The organism is Candidatus Bathyarchaeota archaeon (assembly GCA_026014685.1).
GTDB lineage: Archaea > Thermoproteota > Bathyarchaeia > Bathyarchaeales > Bathycorpusculaceae > Bathycorpusculum.
In genome coordinates this window covers 71870-93910 of the sequence record JAOZHW010000003.1, presented here as the reverse complement: position 1 = coordinate 93910, position 22041 = coordinate 71870, and the positions used below count along the sequence as shown (strand labels likewise).

At 46.2% G+C, this 22041-nt stretch carries 26 protein-coding genes and 2 tRNA genes; 13 read left to right on the top strand and 15 right to left on the bottom strand.

Annotated elements, in window-relative coordinates; all coding sequences use genetic code 11:
- Positions 1 to 68: 68 nt before the first annotated feature.
- The 3 genes from NWE96_01715 to NWE96_01705 all read right to left on the bottom strand — a co-directional run bounded on the left by NWE96_01715 (position 69) and on the right by NWE96_01705 (position 6508).
- Positions 69 to 635, bottom strand: a complete 567-nt coding sequence (locus NWE96_01715) for a hypothetical protein (protein ID MCW3982694.1) — start codon at positions 633 to 635, stop codon at positions 69 to 71.
- Positions 636 to 899: 264 nt separating this feature from the next.
- Positions 900 to 3611 carry a PQQ-binding-like beta-propeller repeat protein gene (locus NWE96_01710; protein ID MCW3982693.1) on the bottom strand — a complete coding sequence of 904 codons (2712 nt, stop codon included), beginning with the start codon at positions 3609 to 3611 and terminating at the stop codon, positions 900 to 902.
- Between the two features lie 203 nt (positions 3612 to 3814).
- Positions 3815 to 6508, bottom strand: coding sequence for a PQQ-binding-like beta-propeller repeat protein (locus NWE96_01705; GenBank protein MCW3982692.1), 2694 nt, complete (start codon positions 6506 to 6508; stop codon positions 3815 to 3817).
- A 471-nt stretch (positions 6509 to 6979) separates the two neighbouring features.
- On the opposite strand from NWE96_01705, the gene NWE96_01700 reads away from it, so the two are divergent.
- The 4 genes from NWE96_01700 (at position 6980) to NWE96_01685 (ending at position 8932) form a co-directional block, all read left to right on the top strand.
- Positions 6980 to 7600: a hypothetical protein gene (locus tag NWE96_01700; GenBank protein ID MCW3982691.1), complete on the top strand. Its 621-nt coding sequence runs from the start codon at positions 6980 to 6982 to the stop codon at positions 7598 to 7600.
- Positions 7581 to 7859, top strand: a complete 279-nt coding sequence (locus NWE96_01695; protein MCW3982690.1) for a winged helix-turn-helix domain-containing protein — start codon at positions 7581 to 7583, stop codon at positions 7857 to 7859. The genes NWE96_01700 and NWE96_01695 overlap by 20 nt, the downstream gene beginning before the upstream one ends.
- A 117-nt stretch (positions 7860 to 7976) precedes the next feature.
- Positions 7977 to 8657: a hypothetical protein gene (locus tag NWE96_01690; GenBank protein MCW3982689.1), complete on the top strand. Its 681-nt coding sequence runs from the start codon at positions 7977 to 7979 to the stop codon at positions 8655 to 8657.
- Complete coding sequence (locus NWE96_01685; GenBank protein ID MCW3982688.1) at positions 8654 to 8932, top strand: winged helix-turn-helix domain-containing protein; 279 nt, start codon at positions 8654 to 8656, stop codon at positions 8930 to 8932. The genes NWE96_01690 and NWE96_01685 overlap by 4 nt, the downstream gene beginning before the upstream one ends.
- A gap of 139 nt (positions 8933 to 9071) precedes the next feature.
- Here the strand turns inward: NWE96_01685 and NWE96_01680 are convergent, their stop codons facing one another.
- Positions 9072 to 9299: a hypothetical protein gene (locus NWE96_01680; GenBank protein MCW3982687.1), complete on the bottom strand. Its 228-nt coding sequence runs from the start codon at positions 9297 to 9299 to the stop codon at positions 9072 to 9074.
- A gap of 13 nt (positions 9300 to 9312) precedes the next feature.
- The gene (locus NWE96_01675; GenBank protein ID MCW3982686.1) at positions 9313 to 9984 is read right to left on the bottom strand and encodes a PAC2 family protein; all 672 of its coding nucleotides are present in this window, start codon (positions 9982 to 9984) and stop codon (positions 9313 to 9315) included.
- Between the two features lie 129 nt (positions 9985 to 10113).
- On the opposite strand from NWE96_01675, the gene NWE96_01670 reads away from it, so the two are divergent.
- The 3 genes from NWE96_01670 to NWE96_01660 all read left to right on the top strand — a co-directional run bounded on the left by NWE96_01670 (position 10114) and on the right by NWE96_01660 (position 11567).
- Positions 10114 to 10192, top strand: a tRNA-Met gene (locus tag NWE96_01670).
- 150 nt (positions 10193 to 10342) lie between these two features.
- Complete coding sequence (locus NWE96_01665; GenBank protein ID MCW3982685.1) at positions 10343 to 10993, top strand: peptidylprolyl isomerase; 651 nt, start codon at positions 10343 to 10345, stop codon at positions 10991 to 10993.
- Between the two features lie 91 nt (positions 10994 to 11084).
- Complete coding sequence (locus tag NWE96_01660; protein MCW3982684.1) at positions 11085 to 11567, top strand: peptidylprolyl isomerase; 483 nt, start codon at positions 11085 to 11087, stop codon at positions 11565 to 11567.
- 15 nt (positions 11568 to 11582) lie between these two features.
- Here NWE96_01660 and NWE96_01655 read toward each other — a convergent pair whose 3' ends face one another.
- Together NWE96_01655 and NWE96_01650 are read right to left on the bottom strand one after the other, a co-directional pair.
- Entirely contained in the window at positions 11583 to 11783 is a 201-nt protein-coding gene (locus NWE96_01655) for a hypothetical protein (protein MCW3982683.1), read from the bottom strand.
- A gap of 174 nt (positions 11784 to 11957) precedes the next feature.
- Positions 11958 to 12036, bottom strand: a tRNA-Gly gene (locus tag NWE96_01650).
- Between the two features lie 225 nt (positions 12037 to 12261).
- Between NWE96_01650 and NWE96_01645 the strand changes: the two genes are divergently transcribed.
- Positions 12262 to 12621, top strand: coding sequence for a hypothetical protein (locus NWE96_01645; GenBank protein MCW3982682.1), 360 nt, complete (start codon positions 12262 to 12264; stop codon positions 12619 to 12621).
- Between the two features lie 15 nt (positions 12622 to 12636).
- Here the strand turns inward: NWE96_01645 and NWE96_01640 are convergent, their stop codons facing one another.
- Positions 12637 to 12762, bottom strand: coding sequence for a hypothetical protein (locus NWE96_01640; GenBank protein MCW3982681.1), 126 nt, complete (start codon positions 12760 to 12762; stop codon positions 12637 to 12639).
- Between the two features lie 282 nt (positions 12763 to 13044).
- Between NWE96_01640 and NWE96_01635 the strand changes: the two genes are divergently transcribed.
- The 3 genes from NWE96_01635 to NWE96_01625 all read left to right on the top strand — a co-directional run bounded on the left by NWE96_01635 (position 13045) and on the right by NWE96_01625 (position 15000).
- Positions 13045 to 13350: a hypothetical protein gene (locus NWE96_01635; protein MCW3982680.1), complete on the top strand. Its 306-nt coding sequence runs from the start codon at positions 13045 to 13047 to the stop codon at positions 13348 to 13350.
- A gap of 13 nt (positions 13351 to 13363) precedes the next feature.
- The gene (locus tag NWE96_01630; protein ID MCW3982679.1) at positions 13364 to 13798 is read left to right on the top strand and encodes a hypothetical protein; all 435 of its coding nucleotides are present in this window, start codon (positions 13364 to 13366) and stop codon (positions 13796 to 13798) included.
- A gap of 77 nt (positions 13799 to 13875) precedes the next feature.
- Positions 13876 to 15000 carry a zinc ribbon domain-containing protein gene (locus tag NWE96_01625; GenBank protein MCW3982678.1) on the top strand — a complete coding sequence of 375 codons (1125 nt, stop codon included), beginning with the start codon at positions 13876 to 13878 and terminating at the stop codon, positions 14998 to 15000.
- On the opposite strand, the gene NWE96_01620 is transcribed toward NWE96_01625, so the two are convergent.
- The 6 genes from NWE96_01620 to NWE96_01595 form a co-directional block, all read right to left on the bottom strand.
- Complete coding sequence (locus NWE96_01620) at positions 14997 to 15524, bottom strand: hypothetical protein (GenBank protein MCW3982677.1); 528 nt, start codon at positions 15522 to 15524, stop codon at positions 14997 to 14999. The two genes, NWE96_01625 and NWE96_01620, sit on opposite strands and share 4 nt — an antisense overlap.
- Positions 15525 to 15567: 43 nt before the next feature.
- Positions 15568 to 16206 (bottom strand): PHD finger domain-containing protein, encoded by a 639-nt coding sequence (locus tag NWE96_01615; protein ID MCW3982676.1) that lies wholly within the window; start codon positions 16204 to 16206, stop codon positions 15568 to 15570.
- A gap of 117 nt (positions 16207 to 16323) precedes the next feature.
- Entirely contained in the window at positions 16324 to 17805 is a 1482-nt protein-coding gene (locus NWE96_01610) for an RtcB family protein (protein ID MCW3982675.1), read from the bottom strand.
- A gap of 43 nt (positions 17806 to 17848) precedes the next feature.
- The gene (locus NWE96_01605) at positions 17849 to 18769 is read right to left on the bottom strand and encodes an MBL fold metallo-hydrolase (protein MCW3982674.1); all 921 of its coding nucleotides are present in this window, start codon (positions 18767 to 18769) and stop codon (positions 17849 to 17851) included.
- Positions 18770 to 18862: 93 nt separating this feature from the next.
- Positions 18863 to 19258 (bottom strand): type II toxin-antitoxin system VapC family toxin, encoded by a 396-nt coding sequence (locus NWE96_01600; protein MCW3982673.1) that lies wholly within the window; start codon positions 19256 to 19258, stop codon positions 18863 to 18865.
- The gene (locus NWE96_01595) at positions 19255 to 19485 is read right to left on the bottom strand and encodes a CopG family transcriptional regulator (GenBank protein ID MCW3982672.1); all 231 of its coding nucleotides are present in this window, start codon (positions 19483 to 19485) and stop codon (positions 19255 to 19257) included. The genes NWE96_01600 and NWE96_01595 overlap by 4 nt, the downstream gene beginning before the upstream one ends.
- A 162-nt stretch (positions 19486 to 19647) precedes the next feature.
- On the opposite strand from NWE96_01595, the gene NWE96_01590 reads away from it, so the two are divergent.
- Together NWE96_01590 and NWE96_01585 are read left to right on the top strand one after the other, a co-directional pair.
- Positions 19648 to 20685 (top strand): M42 family metallopeptidase, encoded by a 1038-nt coding sequence (locus tag NWE96_01590; GenBank protein MCW3982671.1) that lies wholly within the window; start codon positions 19648 to 19650, stop codon positions 20683 to 20685.
- Positions 20686 to 20741: 56 nt separating this feature from the next.
- Entirely contained in the window at positions 20742 to 21209 is a 468-nt protein-coding gene (locus NWE96_01585) for an archease (GenBank protein ID MCW3982670.1), read from the top strand.
- Here NWE96_01585 and NWE96_01580 read toward each other — a convergent pair.
- Positions 21206 to 21859: an adenylate kinase gene (locus tag NWE96_01580; protein ID MCW3982669.1), complete on the bottom strand. Its 654-nt coding sequence runs from the start codon at positions 21857 to 21859 to the stop codon at positions 21206 to 21208. The two genes, NWE96_01585 and NWE96_01580, sit on opposite strands and share 4 nt — an antisense overlap.
- Between the last annotated feature and the right edge of the window lie 182 nt (positions 21860 to 22041).

The window sequence follows — 22041 nt, the reverse complement described above, 5'->3', positions numbered from 1 at the left end:
CACAACACCTGTCTCCCATATAAAACTTGTCCACCAATATTTAACTGTCGAACAAGCACAGGCGCTACTTAATGCTGTTTTATTTCGAAAACCAGTGGAGGCATAGCGTTTTTGGTTTCAAGTTTAGTAGTTAACAAGCCTTCAAGCAGGCCCTTCCATATTTCGCATTCGCTGATGACAGGCGACTTAATGAGGAGGAAGCGGTCTTTTAAGTATAAGTCTCCTAAGCCTTGGATTTTTAGGCGTTTAAAGATGGCTTCCCAATTTTCCTTGTTTGACGAGTCTATACCAAGGGTAGATTGCATTGAAACCTTAAGGGCTTCACCCATGCGTGATCCGACTTCATGAAATTTTTCTTTAGGCAGGTACTGAGTGAAGATGTTTATGAGTTCCACGTTTATGATTGCTATGCGGCTGATTCCACAGTAATACTCGCCTGGGAACTGCCAGTCATCTACGTTTAGGTTTTTGTAGATGTCAAGCATTTTCGAGATGAGGGCCTTTATGCCAGGTTCCTTGCCCTCCTTGATAAGGTGCTCTACGTATGCGCGTTCTGCAGGCTCTAAAATTATGGTTGTGCGCTTAGCCTCTTCACTTTTCAGAGCTTCGGGAATTCTAGAACGGCTATCCTGCATAGAAATTATTCTTTTAGCTATAACCTATATGCCTTATGTATTCTGGAAGTGTATTCTAACTAAACCCTCGAAACAAGATAAAAGCAGTTTTTTGGGGGTTTGCTGGGGTTTCTGGGTCATAATTCTTCTTAAGGAGAAAAGAAAAATGAAAAACCACGATCGCAACATCGTGAATTTAAACCAGAAACCCTCTCAGCCCCAGCTTCTAAAGCCAGATTCAAACAAAGAAAAGGAGGGAAAGTTGATTGATTCAACGTTTTCACCTTATGGACGTTTTTTCATCATCAAAACTACTAGCAATGCTAGTACTATGATGACTAAGACGAATAGCCCTGCAATTGCGGGTACGAAGTATAAGTCAGCTGCTGTTGGTTCTTTTGTTGCTTGTGGAGTTGCTGTTGCGTGTGCTTCGTCAACGTAGACGGCTGTTGTTGCATGTGAACCATAGTATGAAGCGGAGCCTGCAAAGTTTGCCATCACGGTGTATACTCCTGGTACTTCTGGAGTGAATACAACCTTGAAAGCGCCGTTGGAGTCACTTGTAGCTGTGCCGACAACGTAGTAGTTGCCGTTGGGGTCGACTACGCTAACTGTCACTGGAACACCTGTAGCGTCTGTTGGACGTGGCTGGTCCATATAGACGTATTCCATCCAGGCTGCTTGGCTTGCGTCAGAGACTGCTGGAACACCGCTTGGGAATCTTGCTGCTTGCTCGGTTTGTTTTGTGCCTGCTGAGATGTCTATTACTGTACCTTCAACTAGGACTTTTTGACCTAGCTCGGTTACTTTCGGTCCTGCTGTTACTGTGGTTTGGCTTGGACCTTTAGCGATTGCGTAGAGTTGGTTGTCGTAGTAGTTGTAGTAGACTAATGTTCCGTCTGCTAGAATCTGTGTGCTTAGACCTTGGCCGCCTGTTTGGCCTGACCAAGAGAGCATCTTGTAGATTTCTTCGCCAGTAGTTGCGTTGATGCAATAGATGCTGTAGCCTTTGTATAGCGGGCTGTTTGGTGAGTGTTCGTTGTTGAAGGCGTAGACTTTTCCGTCAGCGATTACGCCGATGAATGTTGGGATTAAGCCCCAAGATGTGTCGACGCCGCCGCTTGTGTTGTTATATTTCCAGACGACTTTGCCTGTGTTTGTGTCGATGCAGAAGATTTCGCCGCCGAAGCCTTGTGTATAGAGGTTTCCGTATGCGGTTACACATCTTTGACCTGCACCTGAGCCGCTGCTGAAGAATTGCATTGGTCGGACTTTCATGTCGGTTTCCCATAGTTTGTTTCCGTTAGCTAGACTGTAGCCTTGGTATTGCATGTCTTCTGCTGTGGTTGTTGTCCAAACGCGGTTTACTGGATCGATTGGGCCGAGGTTGAGTGTCATGTTACCTGATGGTGCATTGTATGATTTCTTCCAGAGTAGTGCGCCTTTGTTGTCTTCAGCTAAGCTTAGTGTCCATACTTGGTACGGGTCAACTGTACCTCTTAAGGATAGAACACCTGGTGCTAAAGATGGCGTTGTTCCAAGCAGTATATCTCCTGGTAGTACATACTGGATTGTCGGAACTTGTGATGAAAGCGTACCGGTTAAGTCTGCTGTTATGGTGACGTTCCATGAGTATGCGGTGCTTGCATTGATGACTTTGCCGACGGGTCGGAATTGTAGGAAGTTGGTGCCTGTTCCATTCATGCCTGCTTGAACACCACCAGTACCGGTCGTAGTTGGTGGTACTCCCTGGGCACAAGTCCAATTCCAAAGCGCCAACCAACCAGTCTTTGCTGTTCGGTTGTAACTTAGGATGTATTTGACAATTTCACCTTGATTTGTGTAAGCGATTGCACTTGACATGTTGGGGGTTGTGGTTGCTGAGGTTACTGGAACGTCGGTGATGTTAAATAGCCATTTACCGGTTAGAGCGTCCCAAGCAATCCATGTTTGGTTTGTTACTGACCCTGAAGGGGTTACTGCTTGCCATAGGTAGCCGTTTGGAATTACTCCGTGTTGGTTGGGTGATTCATAGCAGTAGAGTTCGCCGAATGTTGGGTTTATGTTGTCATTTGTCCAGATGATTTCGCCTGTACGTAAGTCTCTGCATATGTAAGCGCCTCCGCCAGTCGCAGTAACGCTGACTTGGTCGCTTAGGGGTGCTTTGTAGTATAATCTGCCGTTGACTATGAGTGCGTTTTGGAATCTGCCTTCATATGAACCGCCTGAGTAGAAGGTTGCTCCCTCGATACCAGTGTTGATTCCGCCGACGACGCCTCCGTCTTCAAGTGGAGTTGTCCAGACAATGTGTGGACTATCTGGGCCGGTTCCACCTTGCTGCCAGAGGTTCATACCGCCTTGTTGGAATGAACCAAAGTAGTTGCTGCTAGCTGCAGTATAGGAACTGCCACTGCCGAGCCAATGTGAACCGACTACGTACCAGTTTGAGTCTTCGCCGTAGATGGGTCTTGTCCAGTATTCAGTTGGAAGAGGTGAGTTTGCGGTGTATGGAACTGGATCTTCTTGGACAGTGAGAGTTGCTGTTGCGTTGCAACCTAGGAAGATAACGCCAGTGTATGCTGTGTTAACAAGGTAGGTTCCTGTGGTCCATGTGTAGTTTTGGTTTGGGTATTCGAAGAAGAAGGTGTAGTTACCTACTTGATCGGGTGTGAATGCAGTTGACTGGACACCTGTAGTATCTGCAACTACTGCCCATGTTTTTGTCGTTACTTTACCGTCTGGTGCGGTAATGGTTAGTTTGTAGTTATGTCTTCTGATGTCGTTTGCTTCGGACGATCCAGGTAGTGGCACATCAACCATCATGGCGACGTAGGTTGTTTGGCCTACGCCGACTGGATTGGGTTCGACGATGAGGTATGCAAAGGATTTCATTTGACCTGAAGTTTGTGCTTTTGCGAATGGCGCTGAAATTGCTGTTATGGCCATGCTTGCGATTAGTACAAACGCAATTAAGGCTAATGTTTTTTGAGTTTTCATGTTTTTTCTTTCTCCTATTTTGTGACTACCTTAGAGGCGCTTAACGGCTAATAAGATTCACTCACCTATCGTGAGCAAAGTTAAAGAAGCCACAAAAAACCCTAAAAAACCACATTAACCCTGCAGAATGCCCTAAAATTCATTTTTGGGCTGCTTGCAACTAAAAAAAGAAGAAAGAGAGAGGATTTTAGTCTTTTCTTGATTTATGGGCGTTTTCTTTGCAGGAGTATTATGGCTGCGCCGACCAAGATAATGGTGACGATTATGCCTGCAATGCCGGGGAGGATGTAGAGGTCAGCTGCTGATGGAGGTTGTGTGGCTTGTGGAGTTGGAGTTGCTGGGGCTTCGTCAACTGCAAAAGCAGTTTGGGCTGATGAACCATAGTATGCGTTTGTGCCTGCAAAGGTTGCAACTACTACGTATTTGCCCGGGATGTCTGGTTTCCATTGGTAGCTGTAGGTTCCGCTTCCGTCACTTGTGGTTGTGCCGATGTTTCGGTAGTTGCCGTTAGCGTCTAAGACTGCGAGGTTGATTTGGACGCCTGTTACGTCTGTTGGGCATGCTTGCTGCATGTAGACGTATTCCATCCAACCTTGCATGCTTGAGTCAGAGACACATGGAACGCCGTTGGGGAATCTAGCTGCTTGCTCGTTCTGTTTTGTGCCAGCTGAGATGTCGGTTATGGTTCCGCGGATGACTATGCTTTGACCTTCAGTTACTGCGGCGAGAGGTGCTTCAACGGTTAGTTTACTTGGACCTTTGCCGAGTGTGTAGATCTGCATGTCGTAGATGTTTAGGAATACGAAGTAGCCGTCTGCGACGAGGTCGTTTTGTCCGACGTACATACCGGAGCCCATACCTGTTAGGGTCCAGATTTCTTCGCCGGTGGTTGCGTTCATGCATGCGTATATTGAGCCTTTGTAGAGTGGTTGGTCGGGTGAGTGCTCGGTTGTTCCGATGTAGACTTTGCCGTCTGCGATGACGTCGATGAATACTGGGTAGTGTCCGTAGACTGTGTCTAAGCCTGCGAAAGTGGAGTTACCTGGACCGCCGTTGCCATAAGTCCATAGTAATTTGCCTGTTGCGTCGTCATAGCAGTAAACTATGCCGTCGTAGCCTGCAGCGTATAGTTTACCATACGCGCTAAGGGTGTCTCTTCGAAGAGTATCCCATTCAACGACTGGAGTTTCTGCTGTCCAAACGTGGTTTCCGTTGGCGAGACTGAAACCGTTTAGTTGTAGGGTTTCTTTGTCTTCTGTGACAAATGTGCCTGCTTCTGCGTCGACTGCTATGATTGCTCTAGTTACGTTTCCAGGAGCTGGTGCGTAGTACTTTGTCCAGAGGATTTGGCCTTTGCTGTCTGGGTTAACGCTTACTGCAGTTATGTTTGCGCCGAAGCCTTCTGTTCTTGGACCTGTTCCCATGCTACCTTGGACGAGGAGTATACGATCACCGACGATAGCGTCTCTAAAGATCGTCCAACCTTGCCCTTTAACAGTTGGCAGGGATACATTCCAGTCGTACATACGGACATCGGTTGCGTTGAATCCTGGGTTTGCTGAAGATGGATACCAGTTGCCTGCGCCGATTTGGCCTGCTGCGAGTTGATGATACTTGGAAGAGTTCCACTGCATTAGATAGTAGCTTGGGTTTGCTGTGGTGCCGAGGTTGGTTAATGAGTAGATTAGGTATTCGCCTCTTGGACCTGCTGCTGATGCACCGTTTGCGGAGTTAGCTGCCAGTGTGGCTGATGCTGCTGAGCCTGAGGGAACGTTGGTTAGGTTGAAGTTTGTTAGTACACCTGTTCGGGCATCATATGCTCTCCAAACTGTGCCAAGACCAGTGTAAGCTGTTGTGGATGCGATGAGTAAACCGTTTGGTAATACACCATGCTGGTTGCCGTCTTCAAAGCCGTATAGGTAGCCAAAGCTTGGTGTTAGGTTTACGCCTGTAGCGGTTGTATTTATGCGCCAGTTCTCTTTACCTGTTAGCAGGTCTACTGAAACGTAGTCGCCGCCTCCGCCTGAGTTGCCCCATGGCTCTTGGTAGAAGAGAGTTCCGTGCATGATGATTGCGTTTGCGAATCTTGGGTTGTAGGAGCTGCCTGTGTAGTAGCCTTCACCTAAGTTCATGGTGTTGGTTCCGCCGACGACACCGCCCCATTGTATGGGTTTAGTCCACATTATGTGGGATGTTTCTGGGCCTGCGCCGTCTTTTTGGAATCTGCCGTATCCTGCACCGCCAGTTGAAGTAGCGCCTGAGCGGATGTAGGGGGCGTTTAGCCAGTTAGAGGAAATTACGTACCAGTTACTGTTTTGGCCGTTTATAGGTCGTGTCCAGTATTCAGTTGGAAGTGGAGCGCCGCTTGAAGGTGGTGGTACTTGTTCTTCGGTTACTTCGAGGGTTCTTATTGCTGAAGCTGGGAGGAATGTGTCGTTTTCGAAGAGAGCGTTTGCTGCTGAAAGTCCTGGAGTGTTAACGGTGTTCCAGACGTATTTTTCACCTGGATAGTAGAATGACAATGTGTAGTTTCCGACTTTGTTTGGTGTGAATGAGTATGCTTGGACACCTGTGGTGTCTTCAACTCTAGCCCAAGTTTGAGTTGAGTTTTGGCCGTCTGGGTCTGTGATTACAAGTTTATAGTTGTGCCGTCGAATGTCGTTTGTTACTAATGCGCCTGCGAAGGGTGTGTCAACCCATACGAATACGTAGACTTCTTGGCCTACGCCAACTGGGCTTGGAGCTGCAGAAATGTATGCATATGAAACGATTTGCCATGCTGGTGTGTGAGCACTAGCTGTTTGTAGGGTAGTCAATGGAATAGCCATTGACAGCATTAGAAGAGCTGCGATTGAAAAGTATATTTTCTTTTTTGCAGATTGATTTTCATTTTGCATTTTTATTTCTCCTTTGTATTCATGCAAGTTAACGAAAAGCAGTTATAAGACTCACTCACCTATCGTGAGGAAAGTTAAATAATCCTCCAAATCCTCCAACCGACCACTGACAGGACAAAAAAGAAACGCTAAGCAGACATTGACTCCCAAAAACCAACAATTACTATAAGCGATGTGACATATTTTTTAATGAACAAACGCCGACCTTACAAAAATAGTTAAGCATTAAATGATAAGGCAACACACGCTGAATTCTGAGGAAAATTTTACGTTTTTCAAAGGCAGTTTAGTATGCCCTAACTCACTTAATGTGCGTAAACCAAATAATCAATGAATTAAATACAGAAAAGTTTCAATTAGGGAAAAACAAAATAAGCGTCAAACCTTAAATAAATTAGCACCATGTATGAGGCTCCTAGGTTTGCAATCGAGATAGCGTCAGCAGTAATGTACTTTATTCTCTTAAGGTACATGATAAAGCCCTATGGCCTCACAAGAGAAGAAAGATACCTTGGCTTACCACTCGGATTCGGCTTTCTTGGTGTCGCAGAAACAATCCTAGCCATAGGAATCATTTACCCGATAAATGGGTTGGGAACTGTCTCAGTTGTCATGAGAACATTCGCATTTGTGTTTCTCGCGTTCACATATTATTTCTCAAAAAAACCCTCAAAAAACAGCCGCTTCATCTGGGTAATTATTCTTAGCGCAATAATAGTCGGCTTAACAACTTGGTTTTTGTGGCTGTTTAGCGCGCCCCTCTTGGCTTTGGGGATAACTGCAGGCTTTGGCATCTTCCTCAGAATACTTGCCTTAGTTTGCTTAGCGTACATTTGCGTCCATACGCTTAGAAGTCACCTAAAATCTCTAGATCCAACCACGATTTGGATACCGCTAGGATTTATAATGCTCTCGGTAAGTCAGTATTCACAGTTAATCAGGGCTGCAGACGAGAACTATCTTTACGGGGTCGCTTTTGTAGGTGGCTTAACAGCCCGCCTTATCGCTTTAGCGGTCTTTCTGTACGTGGCGTATCGAACATTCTATAGGGCAACAAAGAGGGGAGGAATCGATGAAGCGGATCGCTCGTAGGGATAAACTAAAAATTTACGGAGACCTCCTCTCCATACTAAACGAGGAAACAGGCAAAGACAAAGTTGTCCTAACACGCGTTCAAGTGAGATTAAACGTTCCCTTTGACCGCTTAAAAACGTACATTACTGAGCTGGGTGGATTGGGCTTAATTGAGGATGAAAATTCATTGAAGCTAACGGAAAAAGGCAAACAGTACCTAAAGGAATACGAAAGTGTACTTGATTTCATGAAACGTATGGGTTTAGCATATCAATGAAGGTTTTTTTGTTGAGGTGGATGGTGATAACATTTGCGGCACTCACCTATCGTGAGGGCAAAATATTAGTTAAACCAGACAAGATTGTTAAAAACACAAAACTCGGTGAATTGGTCAATGGATCCTTATGAGTTACAAACATTCCGAATTGCCTACGAAGTTACCTCAGCAGTGATATGCTTTATTCTTGTCAGATTCATGGTTAAACCATACCAATTCACCAAGGAAAGCCGCTACCTTGGACTTCCACTTGGATTTGGATTCCTCGGAGCAACCTACGCACTATCCGCTCTGGTATATTATCAACCGTACTTGTTTGGTAACGGAACAATATACTTTCAACTTATCCTAAGAAGCTACGCTTTTGTGTTCCTCTGTGTAACCTACTATTTCTCTAGAAAAAGCGTAGAAAACAGCAGAAGAAAACTTTGGAACGTTACGTTGGTGCTTCTACTTGCCTCTCTGTTGACTTTCTTTGTAATTACAAACATTCCAGTCGTTGACCTACCAAGCTATTCACTTACAAGCTCGTTTACAAGGGTGTTTAACCTTGTATGTCTTGTTTATCTTTGTGCTCATACATTAAGAAGTCATATTGAAAAACCTGACCCGGGAACCCTGTGGATACCCTTCGGCTACATTTTCCTCGCAGTAAGCCAGTATGCTTTGATAATCTATGCTTTAGATGCAAGCATGACGGCTTGGTGGTCAGCTTTGGCGATTCGCTGGATGGGTTTAGCGATATTTCTGATAATATCTTGCAAGTCCTTCCATTGCGTCAAAAGGGGAATTAGTTGAAAAAAATCGCGCGTAGAGATCGATTAAAAATCTATGGCGACCTCTTGGCGGTACTCCAAGCTGAAAGCAAAGAAGAAAAAATAGTGTTAACTCGAGTTCAAGTGCATATCAATGTTCCTTTTGACAGGTTAAAAACCTACATCAGTGAACTTTGTGATTTAGGTTTAATTGAAGATCAAACTTCATGCAAACTTACAGATAAAGGCAGGCAGTTCCTCGTCGAATACGAGCAAGTTTTGGATTTCATGAAACGTATGGGGATAGCTTACCGATAGACGTGCTTCTTTTGGGCTTAGAAGAAATGGTTAATTAAACAGGTTTAGTCCTTGTTTGGTGCCGATGAAGAATCTAAAAAGCTGATTGAATGATGCACTCTAGGGTATCTGAGGCAAAATTTCTAAAAACGGAAAAAGTTTAGGTTATGACTTTTTTGCGGATCAAATAAACCAGCATAACTAAGCCAACGACAAAGAACACAAAGCCCAACCCGATGGAAGCAAAGTATTCTAAGCCCACGCTAGTCAATAGGTACGGAACGTATGTTGGACCTAAAAAGAGCAACAGAACAGTCAAAAGGGTTAAGGCTATTTTGGAGAATTTTGAATCCATACCGCTTACTTGCAGGTTTTCAGTTTGTGTCATCCCATCGCGCACCTTATTGCTCTTCAGGCTGATTGTTTTCAGCCAAACCTTCTTTTATCTCTTTTCCCAACGCCTTCATCAAAAACTTGAAAACTAGAAAACCAGCGCCCTTATCAGCCTTGAAACCCATTGTTGTGCCCAATAGGCTGACGCCGTCGATTTTACGTTCCTTAGCCAACGCCAAAGTTAAACCTGTGCCGCCGACGATTCGGCCTTTGCTGTAGATGACGCCGCCTTTTTCCATGAATTCTGTCGCTAAACGGGGCGAAGTGGCAGCTATGAACACCTGTGTTTTGTCCTCAGTTATGGGGACGCCGCCCATGGTAACTAGAAATTGGCAGCCTATTTCCTGCACAAAATCAATCACTGACTCGCAAACCATGTAATGGGCTACGACGTCGTCGAAGCTAGGCTGGATTTCGCCAGTCATGATTACGAGGTTGTTTTTCTCCATAGGTGCATAGTAGAATTCGTAGCGGGGTAGATGTGCGATGCCTTTGGTGGTTATGGAGATGTAATCGGGGAATGAAGGTGAGTAGAGTTCGGCGAAGGGTTTGGCGTCGCAGAATTTTATCAGCAGATGAGCCGCAATACGCCCCACGTTGCCGAATCCGGGTAAGCCCTGTACGAAGATTGGGTTGTCTAGGGTGGGGTTTGAAAGTTTACGTAGATACGGCTTATCCATCGAGTTTCATCCAGCCTATGAGATATATTCGACACTAAAATGCTTTTGCTGAGCAACGAAAAAGAAACTATTAATATTCGACATTTCAAGTAATAGTTGCACCCAACCGTTTTAGGTATACAGAAACGTAGCGGGGTGGGGTAGCCAGGATCAACCCGCTGGGCTCATAACCCAGAGATCAATAGTTCAAATCTATTCCCCGCTACCAAATCAACAACCCCAGTCCACCCTGCGTTTACCCTTTAAATAAGGGAGGGGACCTCTGCGCAGAGACGTCGCGTGATTTCAAAGAGCTTAACCTGATTCTCTATAGTGATTGGGGAAAAATTTTATATGAAAAGCAGAAGACTACAGAGGCATGGCTCCAAAACACAAGAAAAAAAACCTGCCACCTAAAAAGCAACTGCAGAAACGCAACTCCAACAAATCCACCTGGATAGCACTCGGCGTCATAGCAGTGGTTGTTATAGTTTTTGGGGTGTTAGCTGGTTCAGGGTTGTTTAACTCCGCTCCGGCATCGATTGCTCCAACTAAAGTTTTACTTCAAACCACCGCAGGAAACATAACCATAGATTTAAGAACCGACAAACCCATCACGTCAGGCAACTTTATCAATCTGGTCAAAGAAGGCAAATACGACAACACAACCTTCCACCGAGTGATTTCGAGTTTCATGATTCAAGGCGGACGAGTAAACAGCTATGTTGCACCTATAAAAGATGAAATAGGCACCGACAACCACAACACCAAATACACTATAGCCATGGCGAAAACCAGTCAACCGAATTCTGCCACAAGCGAGTTCTTCATAAACACCGTGGATAACAGTGGAGTTAAACGATACGCAGGCTTCGACGACACATACACGGTGTTTGGAACGGTAATTGCAGGTCAAGATGTTGTTGACGCAATAGCTAATGCACCCGTAACTGAAAACCCTGCTATGAATGGTGAAATGAGTTTACCTGTCAATCCAGTCACCATTATACGTGCATCAATAGTTAGCTAACCGTTTCAATTTTTTTATCTAAAATTTTTTCCTTATAAACCTAAACAATAGGCATAATAGCAGTCATAGTTATTTGGTATAGGCGATTATTATGGCAGAAAACGAGTATACAAATGGAACTAAAATCTTGCTTCACACCAACATGGGCGACATAACCATCCAGCTCCGAAACGACATGCCCATAACAACAGGCAACTTCAAAAACCTCGTCTCAAAAGGCACCTATAACGGCACCATATTTCACCGCGTCATCGACGAATTCATGATTCAAGGCGGCGACCCCACAGGAACAGGATACGGCGACCCCGCCATACCCGAAATCAAAGACGAGTTCACACGCAAAAACCGCAACGACCGAGGCACCATCGCCATGGCAAACGCGGGACCGAACACGGGCAGCAGCCAATTCTTCATAAACATAGTCAACAACAATTACCTTGACACCAAGCACCCCCAATTCGGCAAAGTCATCTCTGGAATGGATGTGGTTGACGCAATCGGGAAAGTGGCGACCAACCGAAACGACCGTCCCCTAAAAGAAGTTGTTATAGTTAACGCGGCGGTTTTGCCGTAAACTAAAAAAGGGTAATTATTTTTTCTTTTCTTCTGGTTTCGGTTTTGAGCCGATTTCGACTACTTGGATGCTGATTTGGTATTTTTTGCCGCCAGCCACCATTTTACCTGTTCCATAGTAGCCTCTGCTTCCGGTTTTGAAGTCTTTTTTGTCGATGATGAAGTTCTGTTTATCACCGTTTAGTTGGATGGTTGCCATGTTTGGTTGCTCACTCATCAAATTTCACCTGCCTCTGTATTATTCACTGTGACATTTCACCTTTTCGCTCCCTCAAAGTTGGCTTTGCGACTGTTAAACGGTCTCTTCAAACAATACCGAATGTAAACAAGTATTCTTTGTTGCTCTACCAAGACCTCCTCCCTTTAAATAAAGCCGCTAAGCAAGGGTGGTTGGTGCGGTCGCCGGGATTTGAACCCGGGATCATTAGCTTGGAAGGCTAAAGTCCTAAACCAGACTAGACGACGGCCGCATACAATATTGCTGTATTTCCATTAGCTAAGCGTAATTTAAGTTTATTGCAGTCCCTTTCTAATGAGGGCGCCAACATGGGGATTAACCCATCAACCGTTAAAATGCGGGCTTTTATCGTTTAAAATTCATCAAAACACATTGAGCTACAAGAATATTTCAAATTCATAATAGTTAAATTAAATCACATCACATTACAACTTATCTGCCCAATACGTGATTTGGCGTGCCCCAGACCAGACTCCATTTAGTCTTCGACGACTACCTCCGACGAACAGGAACCATCAGCAACAAAGACTACACCATAGTCCATGACTGGATGGGTAGTTTCAACCAAGAAAGAGGCCGCCGCATTTACGCAAACATCAACGTCGAAGAGGTTAAGGAGTGGATTGTAAAGAAAAGCGGCTCAACTGATGAGGCGGAGCTTACGGATTTCTTGAGGGTGGCGTTAGGGCACCTGTTTTTGGATTTGTTGAGTTACAACTTTGTTTTTGAAAGCGAGTACGAGTTTATGAAAAAAGCCGCTGAAGGATACATTGATAGAGGATACGCCAACTGCAGCGTTAATCTGCTTTTATGCTGACTCCACGGGTGTGGTTTAGCTGGTTTTTTTGAACATAAAGTGACATTTTTCGCAGTTGTAGCGTTCTACACTGAAAAAGCGGTTCTTTAAGACTTTTGAGGGTTTCTCGACTTCTTCTCCGCAGTTGGGACACGCAGCCATTTACCCTGCCAACTCTCCAAGTTTGATGAAAACTTGCCCCGATATGAACCTATTTAACATTTATCATACAAAAAACACGGATAAACACTAAAAAAGTCTGCCTTGATTGCTAACATAAACCTGTCAATATTGTATAACAATACTCTGCAGTGGCATGGACAGAGAATATTATAACCTCAACTTCCCGTGGAACAATCAAACAAGCCGACACCAATATTGATAGACAAATTTTCGGTTCAAAAATGGAATACTATATCTAACTCTACGTACACCAACTTAAACATGAGTTCCGACAAGGACCTGCATAAAATCGCTGCCAGCCGCATGAAAATCCTAACCAAAGACGCAAAACAGATGGTCAACGGCCCCTACTACTGCCCAAAATGCCGCAAAGAAGTCCTCCAAATGTTCGTGGACACAAAAAACAAAAAAGCATACGCAGTCTGCAAATGCGGCTTAGAATGGGAACTTGCCTATGCACCTGTGTTTCAAGGCGTAGATTACTACAACAAGTTCCGTGACGCATGGAAGAAACAGAGTTACGGCATAATAAAACAGAAACCACCCTCCCCAGAGAAACCAAGCTAAGCTGGACAAATTTTTGAGTGAAGAAAAACTGGATTTCAACCGCAACTTTCTGGTTACATCCAACTTGGCACTGCTGGCTTGGGTGCTGCTTGCTGCCTTAACTGTGGGATTTTATAACCAACTGTACGGTTGGCTGTACCTTGGTTTTTTGGCGTTTATGGTTTTTGTTATTCTGCGGCGGCTTGGCTGCAGCAGCTGCTACAACTGCAAATCGTGCACCAGCGGGTTTGGCAGGTTAGCAGGGGTTTTCTTCGGCAGAGGAAACCTCAAAAAGGGAAGCGTGGGCAACAGGTTGGGTTTGGTTGTTTTTCTTTACGCTGTTTTGTTGCCTGTTCCAGTGGTGTTGGGTGTCCTTTCGGTTTTGGCTGCTTTCTCCTATGTTTTGGTGGCGGTTTTGGCGTGTCTTGTAGCGGTTTCCTGCGTCAGCTTGATTACTTGGTCGCGTTGAACAGTTCCCTAAAAAGTTTGGTTTGGGAGAACTTTTAAACCCTAGAGGTTTCATCATAGAAGGCAAAGGATCAAAAGATGAATAGCCTCAAGTTAAGGCCCCTAAAAGTCTCCGTAACCGTAACCTTAGTCTTCATTATAGCTTCCTCCATGATTTGCTCCATGCCTGTAGGCGCCCAAAATGTTGAGTACATCGAGAAGAATTTTGCTTGGGACTACGATGGTCACCATTGGACTTGGACTTTAAACATCCCCAAAGAACTCTATGAGGATTACAAGCAGGTTTCTCTCTATCGGCGAACCCGTGATGGCCCAGTTGGTTATGGTTTTTTAACTACCACTTATGACCACTATGTAAGAATGCTGGCTGACAAACTCAACGAAACCGCCACCCAAATGGGGTATGGCTCCTATGACAAAGTCAGCTTCGTCTTAGCGTTTGTGCAGAGTTTACCCTACACCTCCGACAACGTAACCGCAGGGTACAATGAGTATCCAAGGTTCCCCATCGAAACGTTGGTAGACGACGGCGGTGACTGTGAAGACACCTCGATTCTCTTTGCAACTTTAACCATCATCATGGGTTTTGGCACCATCTACATAAACCCAACAAACCACTACGCCGTGGGCATCTTAGGTAGCGGTTTACGGGGCACATACTGGGAGCACCCTGTGGGTTCAAACAAAACATACTATTACTGTGAAACCACAGGCAACAACTTCAAAATTGGACAGCTACCCATCGAATTCACAGGAAAAAGCGCATACCTCTACGATATAGACGAAACCAAACAATACACCCCAACCATTGTTGTGGTGCCGCCGAAATCAAGCCCCACACAGGCACCTGTCACTTCTTCTGGACCTACACAGCGACCCACCCCGACCCGAACCGACGACACCAACTTAACTGATCCCTCATTGCAGCCAGTTATGCCTCTATCGTTCAATTTGGTTTCGGAGAATCCTGCGTTGTTTGTGGTGATTGTTTTTGCGATTGGAGCTTCGATTGCTCTAACAGTTTGGTCTGCTAGACGCCCCAGACCCGCCGCATCTGCATCAGTTTCCGCGTCTCCACCACCGCCCGTTGCCTCAACCAGTTTAGAGAACATTGAAGGCGAAGGAAAAACTTGCAGTCACTGTGGAGCAGGAAACAAGGATTACGCGGCGTTCTGTGAAAAATGCGGCAAACAAATAGCTTAAGATAGTGTGCTGAGGGTTTCTTCTGCGAAGGTGTCGATTTTTGCATGGCAGTAGATGTAAACGGCGGCTTCTAGGGCGATGATTACTGAGAGGAAAATTGTTAGCCCCCATGCAAGGTTGATGAAGGCTTCACCTGCAGAGAATTCGACTTGATCATGCGAGGTTACCAGCCAACTCCAGAAGCTTGGGTTGCCATCCCCCAGAAAAGCTCCCAAATCCAGCGCCATCCAAACGCACACTGCCACCAAAACAGCCGCTAAGATGCAGCCGATGATGGTGATGTTTTTCCAGTCTTTTGCTAACTTGCTGGTGAAAGATATTTTGGTTTTGTTGCCTTCTGATTGTAGGGTTAGGTTTATGGTTTTTTTAGCTGTTTTAGGCATGATACCCCAAAGCGAGCCCTGTCCAAATAGAAGCTGATGGGGCGGGGTTTCGGAGATTATTGTGCAGTCCTTCTCGGTGAGGCGGGTTTTGAGTTTCTCGAAAGCTTGCACAACATCTAAATCTACTGTGCGTTCAGGCATGAAGTATCTCTTTACTGTTAAGCGCTAAGGGGCTTATTTGGTTTTATTCCTTGAAAAGCCGCTTCTGATACTGCGACTTGCCCTTCATACCCCTGATGGGTTGGCGCATGTTGCGTTGGCGTTCAAGGTTTTTGATTCGAGCGTAGAGTTTTGACACTCTAGTGTTTGAGGGTTTCTTTGAGGACCGCAAAGGGCGCACGGGAACAGGAGTGAAAGGCTGAGTGATTTCGAGGCTTTTCTTTTTAGGTTTACGCGGCAAGGTGCGGACTTTTTTGAAAGTCACTGTACCCTCTTTGAGGTTGACTTCCTGCACTTCCCACCCCGCATCCAGCCACGCCTTAGCATGCGCACTCGACGAAGTGTTACTCCACCAAAGCGGGTCACGGTAAGCCGCCATCGGAAGGTTGCTGCCGATTAAGCCGTCGATGCGTGCAAACTTAAGCGTAACCAAATCCGTGAATGCAGCTCGGAATTTGAGGTGACTTTCCAGACCTGCGTATTTGCTGACGGTTCTGGGGGAAACGATGCGTCGGGCACAGTGGAGGCATAGCATCGACATAGGGTCGCCTGTCGCCACATCTGGGGTCATGCAGTCGCGGCAGAACATTTTCTTGCAGCGTTGACACTGCCGCATGTAGGTGGTGCGCATGACTCTGCCGCATATGCCACATTCATCCTTCATTTCTAATGCCTCAGGTAGCGCAGAAAAAATCGCTATTTAATGATTGGGATTATCTGGATATTAATTTTCAGTAACTAAACTATATGGTGGCTGATGAAAAGAAAAGGAAAAAAGTGTTTAGCCTTTGACGACAGCCAAAGGAGTCAACCGCGCAACTTTGGTTGCGATTCCGATTTGGTGGCTGACCTCCGCAACCATATCCACGTTCTTGTAGGCGGGGTCGGCTTCCTCGGCTAACACTGAGGCACTTGCCGCTCGGACAGCAATGCCGCGTTTTTCGAGGCTACTTTTTATGTCTCCACCCCAGAATTGCCGTTTAGCTGCTGAACGACTCATCATTCTACCTGCACCGTGCGCTGTTGAACCAAAACTCAAATCCATCGCTTTCTGTGTCCCAACCAGCACCCATGAACTGGTGCCCATGCTGCCCGGAATGAGAACTGGTTGTCCTTCGCTGCGGTAGTCTTCGGGGACGTCGGGGTGGCCTGCAGGGAAAGCGCGGGTTGCACCTTTGCGGTGAACCATCACCTTTTTCTGCATTCCTTCGCCGACATCGTGGGTTTCTATTTTGGCGATGTTGTGAGCTACGTCGTAGACGAGTTTTAAGCCGAATTTCTCGGGGTCTTGCCCGTACACTTGCTGGAAGCTCTGGCGAACCCAGTGCATGATGGCTTGACGGTTGCAGAAGGCATAGTTAACTGCGCATGCCATGGCTTCAAGGTAGTCTCTGGCTTCTTGACTGTTACCAGGAGCGCAGGCGAGTTCGCGGTCGGGGAGGCTGATTTTGTATTTCTGGACGGCGTGCTCCATGACGCGGAGGTAGTCGCTGCAGACTTGGTGTCCGTATCCACGGCTACCACAGTGAATCATAACCGTGACTTGCCCTTCATGGGTTAACCCGAAAGCTTTAGCGGTTTTAGGGTTGAAGATTTTGTCCACTTTCTGAATTTCAAGGAAGTGATTACCTGATCCTAACGTGCCAATCTGTGAAAGCCCACGGTTTTTAGCAGTCTGCGAAACCTTGTCCGGGTTGGCGTTTTTCATGCGGCCGTTTTCTTCGCAGTGTTTAGCGTCCTCTGCCCAACCAAACCCACGGTCAATAAGCCACTGGACGCCTTCGACGGCGAGGGCTTCTAGGTCGCGGTTGGATATGGTTAGGTCTTTACGTCTGCTGCCCAACCCTGAGGGCACGTTGCGAAAGATGCTTTCGGATAGAGGGGCAAGTTTGGGGCGGATATCTTTATCGGATAGATTAGTTGCTAGAAGCCGAACGCCACAGTTTATGTCGTAACCGACGCCGCCAGGACTAATCACACCGTTTTCTGCATCCGTCGCTGCGACTCCACCGATGGGGAAACCGTAACCTTCATGACCATCAGGCAACGTAACTGCATGTTTGTAGATGCCTGGTAATTGTGCGACGTTGCTGCATTGCCACAGTGTGCGGTCGGTTTGCATTTTCTCTAAAAGTGCCTGATTGGCAAAAATAACGCCTGGAACGTGCATGGCGGATTTATACTTGGGGATCTGCCACATGTAATCGTTAACTTTCTCTATGGGAACCCGCTCAGGCGCGGGTCTACTTTCACTTTCACCCATTCCTTTCACCGACCCAAACAAAAGATGTTGGATGTTATAACGTTTATGACTGCGGCTTGCTCTGTTTGGTTTTGGCGTATTCGATGAAGCCGCGGACACAGTTTTCGAGCACGGTTTTCTTGTAGATTTGATGAGCTTTGACGTAGTCACTGATTTGGGTCATGACGGGGTCTTGGGCGACTATGTTGTCGCGGATTTGCTCCAAACTCAGACCTGCCTTGACGCCTGCTTCGGCGATGTCTGCCCACAACTGCAACTGCACCTTGTAGGCTTTGAGGCGTTCCACGGCGTTGTCTGCGATACCGAAGTGACTAAAATACAGCACGGTTGGGTTAAGCGCGATGAGTTTATCCAACGAAGCTAATGCCGCTTCAAGGTGGAACGGCGGCGGAGTCGTCGGAACTACCACCCCACAATCAGGCAAAAACGTTCCCGCTGCATCGCCAGGAAAAACCCCACCATTGAACGACTCAAAGAAACTCAAGTTATGCGAAGCATGCCCAACCGTCTCGAGCACTGATAGGTTGCCGCCAGCACCCAATTCAAAGGTGCCTTCTGTGAGGGAAACTACACGGTCTTTGGAAACAGGTTCAGGTTTGCCGAAGATTTCGCTAACAAACCCCAAAACTGCTTGTGAAGAAGGCCAGAGGCGTTCAGGGTCAATCATGTGGGGTGCGCCGCGGGGGTGAACAAGGACTTTAGCGTTAGGCAGGTGCTTGAGTAGGGTGCCTGCGCCTCCGCCGTGGTCAAGGTGAATGTGGGTAACGGCGACGTACTCGATAGCTTGGGGCGCTATGCCCAGCTCTTGTATGCCGCTTAGAAGGTTGGGCACTGAGTTGGTTGGGCCTGCTTCAACAAGCATCGGTTTAGGGCCAGCTATGATGTAGCTGCAGATAAGTTGCTTAATGCCGCCTGTGTCTAATTCAACTTGATAGAGGTTCTTTCCGATTTTCTTCGTATGCAACTATATCGCCTTAGATGGTGTGTCTAAAAGAGTCTTACTGCATAAACATTTCCGACGTAGAATAACTGCTTGTTATATCTAACAACCAAGCTATCAAGTGACATCGTCGAGTGATGTGATGTTTGTTGTGGGGGTTATCTTTTTGATTAGTCGAGTGTCTTCGGTTATGAATTTTAGTTGCTTTGTTTTGGCTATGTGAGCGTATGAGGCGTCGTAGTAGGTGATTTTTTGGTTTATGGCTGTTTGCAGAATCTCTTCTTCGTAGCCGACGGTTTCTATTATGCCCATTATGGAGAGGGTGTGATTGACGGTTTTTGCTAAGGCTTTTGCTTCTTGCTCTGATAGCGTGGCGTGTAAGGTGTGCTCTTTCCAGAGGATGTTGCCCAACTCGTATCTTGCTAACTCTATTGTGTAGTTGCCTGCGAGGGCTTCGATTTTGTTTTCTTTTATGGCTTTAAAGATGGCTGAAGCGTCAAAGAGGTACTTCATCGGCTGTCACGGTCTTCTCGTATGCATTTAATGACGTCAGTCATTGTTATTTTTTCGAGTGTTGGTTTGAGGTTGGCGATTTCTTTTTTTAGTTCTTCGACTTCTCTTTTTTTGACTTCGTCTTCAAGGGCTTTGCGTAGGATTTTGGAGGGTTTGATTTTGAGGCGGTGTATTTTTTCTTTGAGTTGTTTGGGGATTTTTGTGGAAACAGTCACAGATTGAACCAAAATCTCACCAAAAAGTAATACCTAAAAGTAAGATAAAAAAGTTATCCAACCATAAAGGAAAAAACATCCATTAGGAAAAAAACATCTGCATCAACCGCAACCGTTTAATAATAAACCTATCAACCCATTAACAACCAAATCACGGAAGGCACCAAATTGTCCCTGAACCAAAACTTAGAAAAACTCTCCAACGCCTGCGGAGTCACAGGCAGAGAAAACCAGGTCTGCGACCTTATGGCTGAGATGTTAAAGCCATACGCAGACGAAATCAAAATCGACCGAATGGAAAACGTCATAGCCATCAAAAAAGGCAAACCCAGCGGCCTTAAAATCATGCTTGCCGCTCACATGGATGAAGTTGGCTTAATGGTTAAAACCATCAACAAAGAGGGCTTTCTCCAATTCAGCAAAATGGGCGGAATCGACGACCGCATTCTTCCCGCACAGAAAGTCAGGGTCTTTAGCAAAAACACATGTTACCCCGGCGTCATCGGATCAAAACCGCCACATATACAAAAAGAGGAGGACCGCAAAAAAATCCTAAACTACGACGACCTCTTCATCGACGTCGGCGCAGCAAACAAAGAAGAAGTCACCAAAATGGGCATAGCCGTCGGCGACCCAGTTGCCTTCGATGTTACATACACAAAAATGGGTTCAGACGTTGTGATGGGAAAAGCCTTTGACAACCGCGCAGGATGCGCCACCATGATTGAAATCATGAGGCTACTCAAAAAAACCGACTGCACCGTCTACGCAGTGGGCACCGTGCAAGAAGAAGTCGGTTTACGTGGTGCAGCAACTGCGGCTTTCGGCGTTGACCCTGACCTCGCCATCGTTTTAGATGTAACCATCGCAGGTGACGTGCCAGGCGTGCGCGAGTTTGACACCACCGTCAAGATGGGTAAAGGACCCGCATTGACGATTAGTGATTCAGGCTTGATTACTCACCCCAAAATTCTGCGTTGGTTCAGAGATACCGCGGAAGAAGAAAAAATCGCTGTACAACTGGAATCAGGCTTGATGGGCAGCACTGATGCAGCACGCATTTCCATCACTCGGCAGGGCATCCCAAGCGGAACCATATCCATCCCCACACGCTACATTCACAGCCCCGTCGGCATGCTCAGCTTATCGGACATCGAAAACAGCGCCAAACTCGCCGCCGCAGCCATCCACAAAGCCTCCAAATTCTTTTAGGCGGCATTACTTTTTATTTCCCTTCCTTCTTCTTTGTATCTAACAGTTGATTTGGCATGAAGCAGCCTGAAAAAGTTGTAAAACCAGAAAAGTTTGCGGGGCGATTTGAGTTTCTGGAGCATACCGCTGACGTCTATGTCCGTGCGTTTGGAACAAGCATGGAGCAAGCCTACGAAAACGCGGCGCTTGCCATGTTTGAAACCATGACTAACAGCGACAAAATCGCGCAGACTACAGAGGAAACCATAGAAGTAGAAGCAGAAGACCAATACGCGTTGCTGTATAACTGGCTGGAAGCTTTGCTGGTGAAGTTTGAAACTGACGGCATGCTCTACAGTCGATTCCAAATCGTTGACTGGAAAGAAACCGCTGAAAAATTTAAGTTCACGGCAAAGGTTTGGGGAGAAAAGTTTGACCCCAAAAAGCACCCGCAGAAAGTAGGCGTTAAAGCGGTAACATACCATTTGATGGTGGTTATCCGCGAACCTGAACGGGTGGTTTTGGAGTTTATCCTCGATATTTAGCTGATTTTTAGTTTCTTTAGTTCCTCAAGCATCTTGGCAACCATCGGGTCAGGTGGCGAATCCAGCGACTTGGTGGTTGAAACGACAAAGGGAACCTTCTTTTTCTTGTAGTAAGCTATGAGTGGTTCGGTTTGGTTTTTGTAGACTTGCAGGCGGTTTTTGATGACTTCTTCGTTGTCGTCTGCACGTTGGTAGAGTTCTCCGCCGCATTTGTCGCATATACCTTCTTTTTTAGGTTTGAGGAAACGGATGTTGTAGACTTCACCGCATTTTTTGCATACACGACGAGAGGATAAACGGGCGATTATAATGTCGTCTGGCACATCCAACTGTAGTATGACGTCGATTTTGGTGATACCTTCCAAAGCGTCTGCTTGCTCAGTTGTGCGTGGAAAACCATCAAGCAGAAAGCCTTTGCCTTTGGGTACACGGCTTAAGCGTTCCTTTAGAACCTCAATCACCACGTCGTCGGGGACAAGTGCTCCTTTTTCGACGTAGCTTTTGACTTTTTTACCCAGAGGGGAATTTTGTTTTACGGATTCACGGAAAATGTCGCCCATAGCGATAACGTCTACGCCAAGCTGATTCTGCAACCTTGAAGAATAGGTGCCTTTGCCTGCGCCTGGCGCTCCAAAGATTATAGCTTTCACTTGCTGTGTCACCTTAAATGGCAACTCATAGGCGGCAATTAATAATTAAGTCTTGCCATCCACACCAAACCTCAACGACTGCCAATTTTTTGGAGAATAGAATTTGCTGGCGAATTCAGCGTTTAGCAGGGCAGGTGTAAAATGGCTGAAACCTAATCTGGAAAGTAAACGCCTGATTCGCC

Coding starts and splice junctions, on each gene's coding strand:
- NWE96_01660 (MCW3982684.1), top strand. CDS start 11,085: ATGGCAGAAAACGAGTATACAAATGGAACTAAAATCTTGCTTCACACC.
- NWE96_01710 (MCW3982693.1), bottom strand. CDS start 3,611: ATGAAAACTCAAAAAACATTAGCCTTAATTGCGTTTGTACTAATCGCA.
- NWE96_01610 (MCW3982675.1), bottom strand. CDS start 17,805: ATGGGTGAAAGTGAAAGTAGACCCGCGCCTGAGCGGGTTCCCATAGAG.
- NWE96_01585 (MCW3982670.1), top strand. CDS start 20,742: ATGAAGCAGCCTGAAAAAGTTGTAAAACCAGAAAAGTTTGCGGGGCGA.
- NWE96_01635 (MCW3982680.1), top strand. CDS start 13,045: ATGAGTTCCGACAAGGACCTGCATAAAATCGCTGCCAGCCGCATGAAA.
- NWE96_01680 (MCW3982687.1), bottom strand. CDS start 9,299: ATGACACAAACTGAAAACCTGCAAGTAAGCGGTATGGATTCAAAATTC.
- NWE96_01700 (MCW3982691.1), top strand. CDS start 6,980: ATGATAAAGCCCTATGGCCTCACAAGAGAAGAAAGATACCTTGGCTTA.
- NWE96_01620 (MCW3982677.1), bottom strand. CDS start 15,524: ATGCCTGAACGCACAGTAGATTTAGATGTTGTGCAAGCTTTCGAGAAA.
- NWE96_01655 (MCW3982683.1), bottom strand. CDS start 11,783: ATGAGTGAGCAACCAAACATGGCAACCATCCAACTAAACGGTGATAAA.
- NWE96_01625 (MCW3982678.1), top strand. CDS start 13,876: ATGAATAGCCTCAAGTTAAGGCCCCTAAAAGTCTCCGTAACCGTAACC.
- NWE96_01705 (MCW3982692.1), bottom strand. CDS start 6,508: ATGCAAAATGAAAATCAATCTGCAAAAAAGAAAATATACTTTTCAATC.
- NWE96_01615 (MCW3982676.1), bottom strand. CDS start 16,206: ATGAAGGATGAATGTGGCATATGCGGCAGAGTCATGCGCACCACCTAC.
- NWE96_01675 (MCW3982686.1), bottom strand. CDS start 9,984: ATGGATAAGCCGTATCTACGTAAACTTTCAAACCCCACCCTAGACAAC.
- NWE96_01690 (MCW3982689.1), top strand. CDS start 7,977: ATGGATCCTTATGAGTTACAAACATTCCGAATTGCCTACGAAGTTACC.
- NWE96_01600 (MCW3982673.1), bottom strand. CDS start 19,258: ATGAAGTACCTCTTTGACGCTTCAGCCATCTTTAAAGCCATAAAAGAA.
- NWE96_01715 (MCW3982694.1), bottom strand. CDS start 635: ATGCAGGATAGCCGTTCTAGAATTCCCGAAGCTCTGAAAAGTGAAGAG.
- NWE96_01665 (MCW3982685.1), top strand. CDS start 10,343: ATGGCTCCAAAACACAAGAAAAAAAACCTGCCACCTAAAAAGCAACTG.
- NWE96_01640 (MCW3982681.1), bottom strand. CDS start 12,762: ATGGCTGCGTGTCCCAACTGCGGAGAAGAAGTCGAGAAACCCTCAAAA.
- NWE96_01695 (MCW3982690.1), top strand. CDS start 7,581: ATGAAGCGGATCGCTCGTAGGGATAAACTAAAAATTTACGGAGACCTC.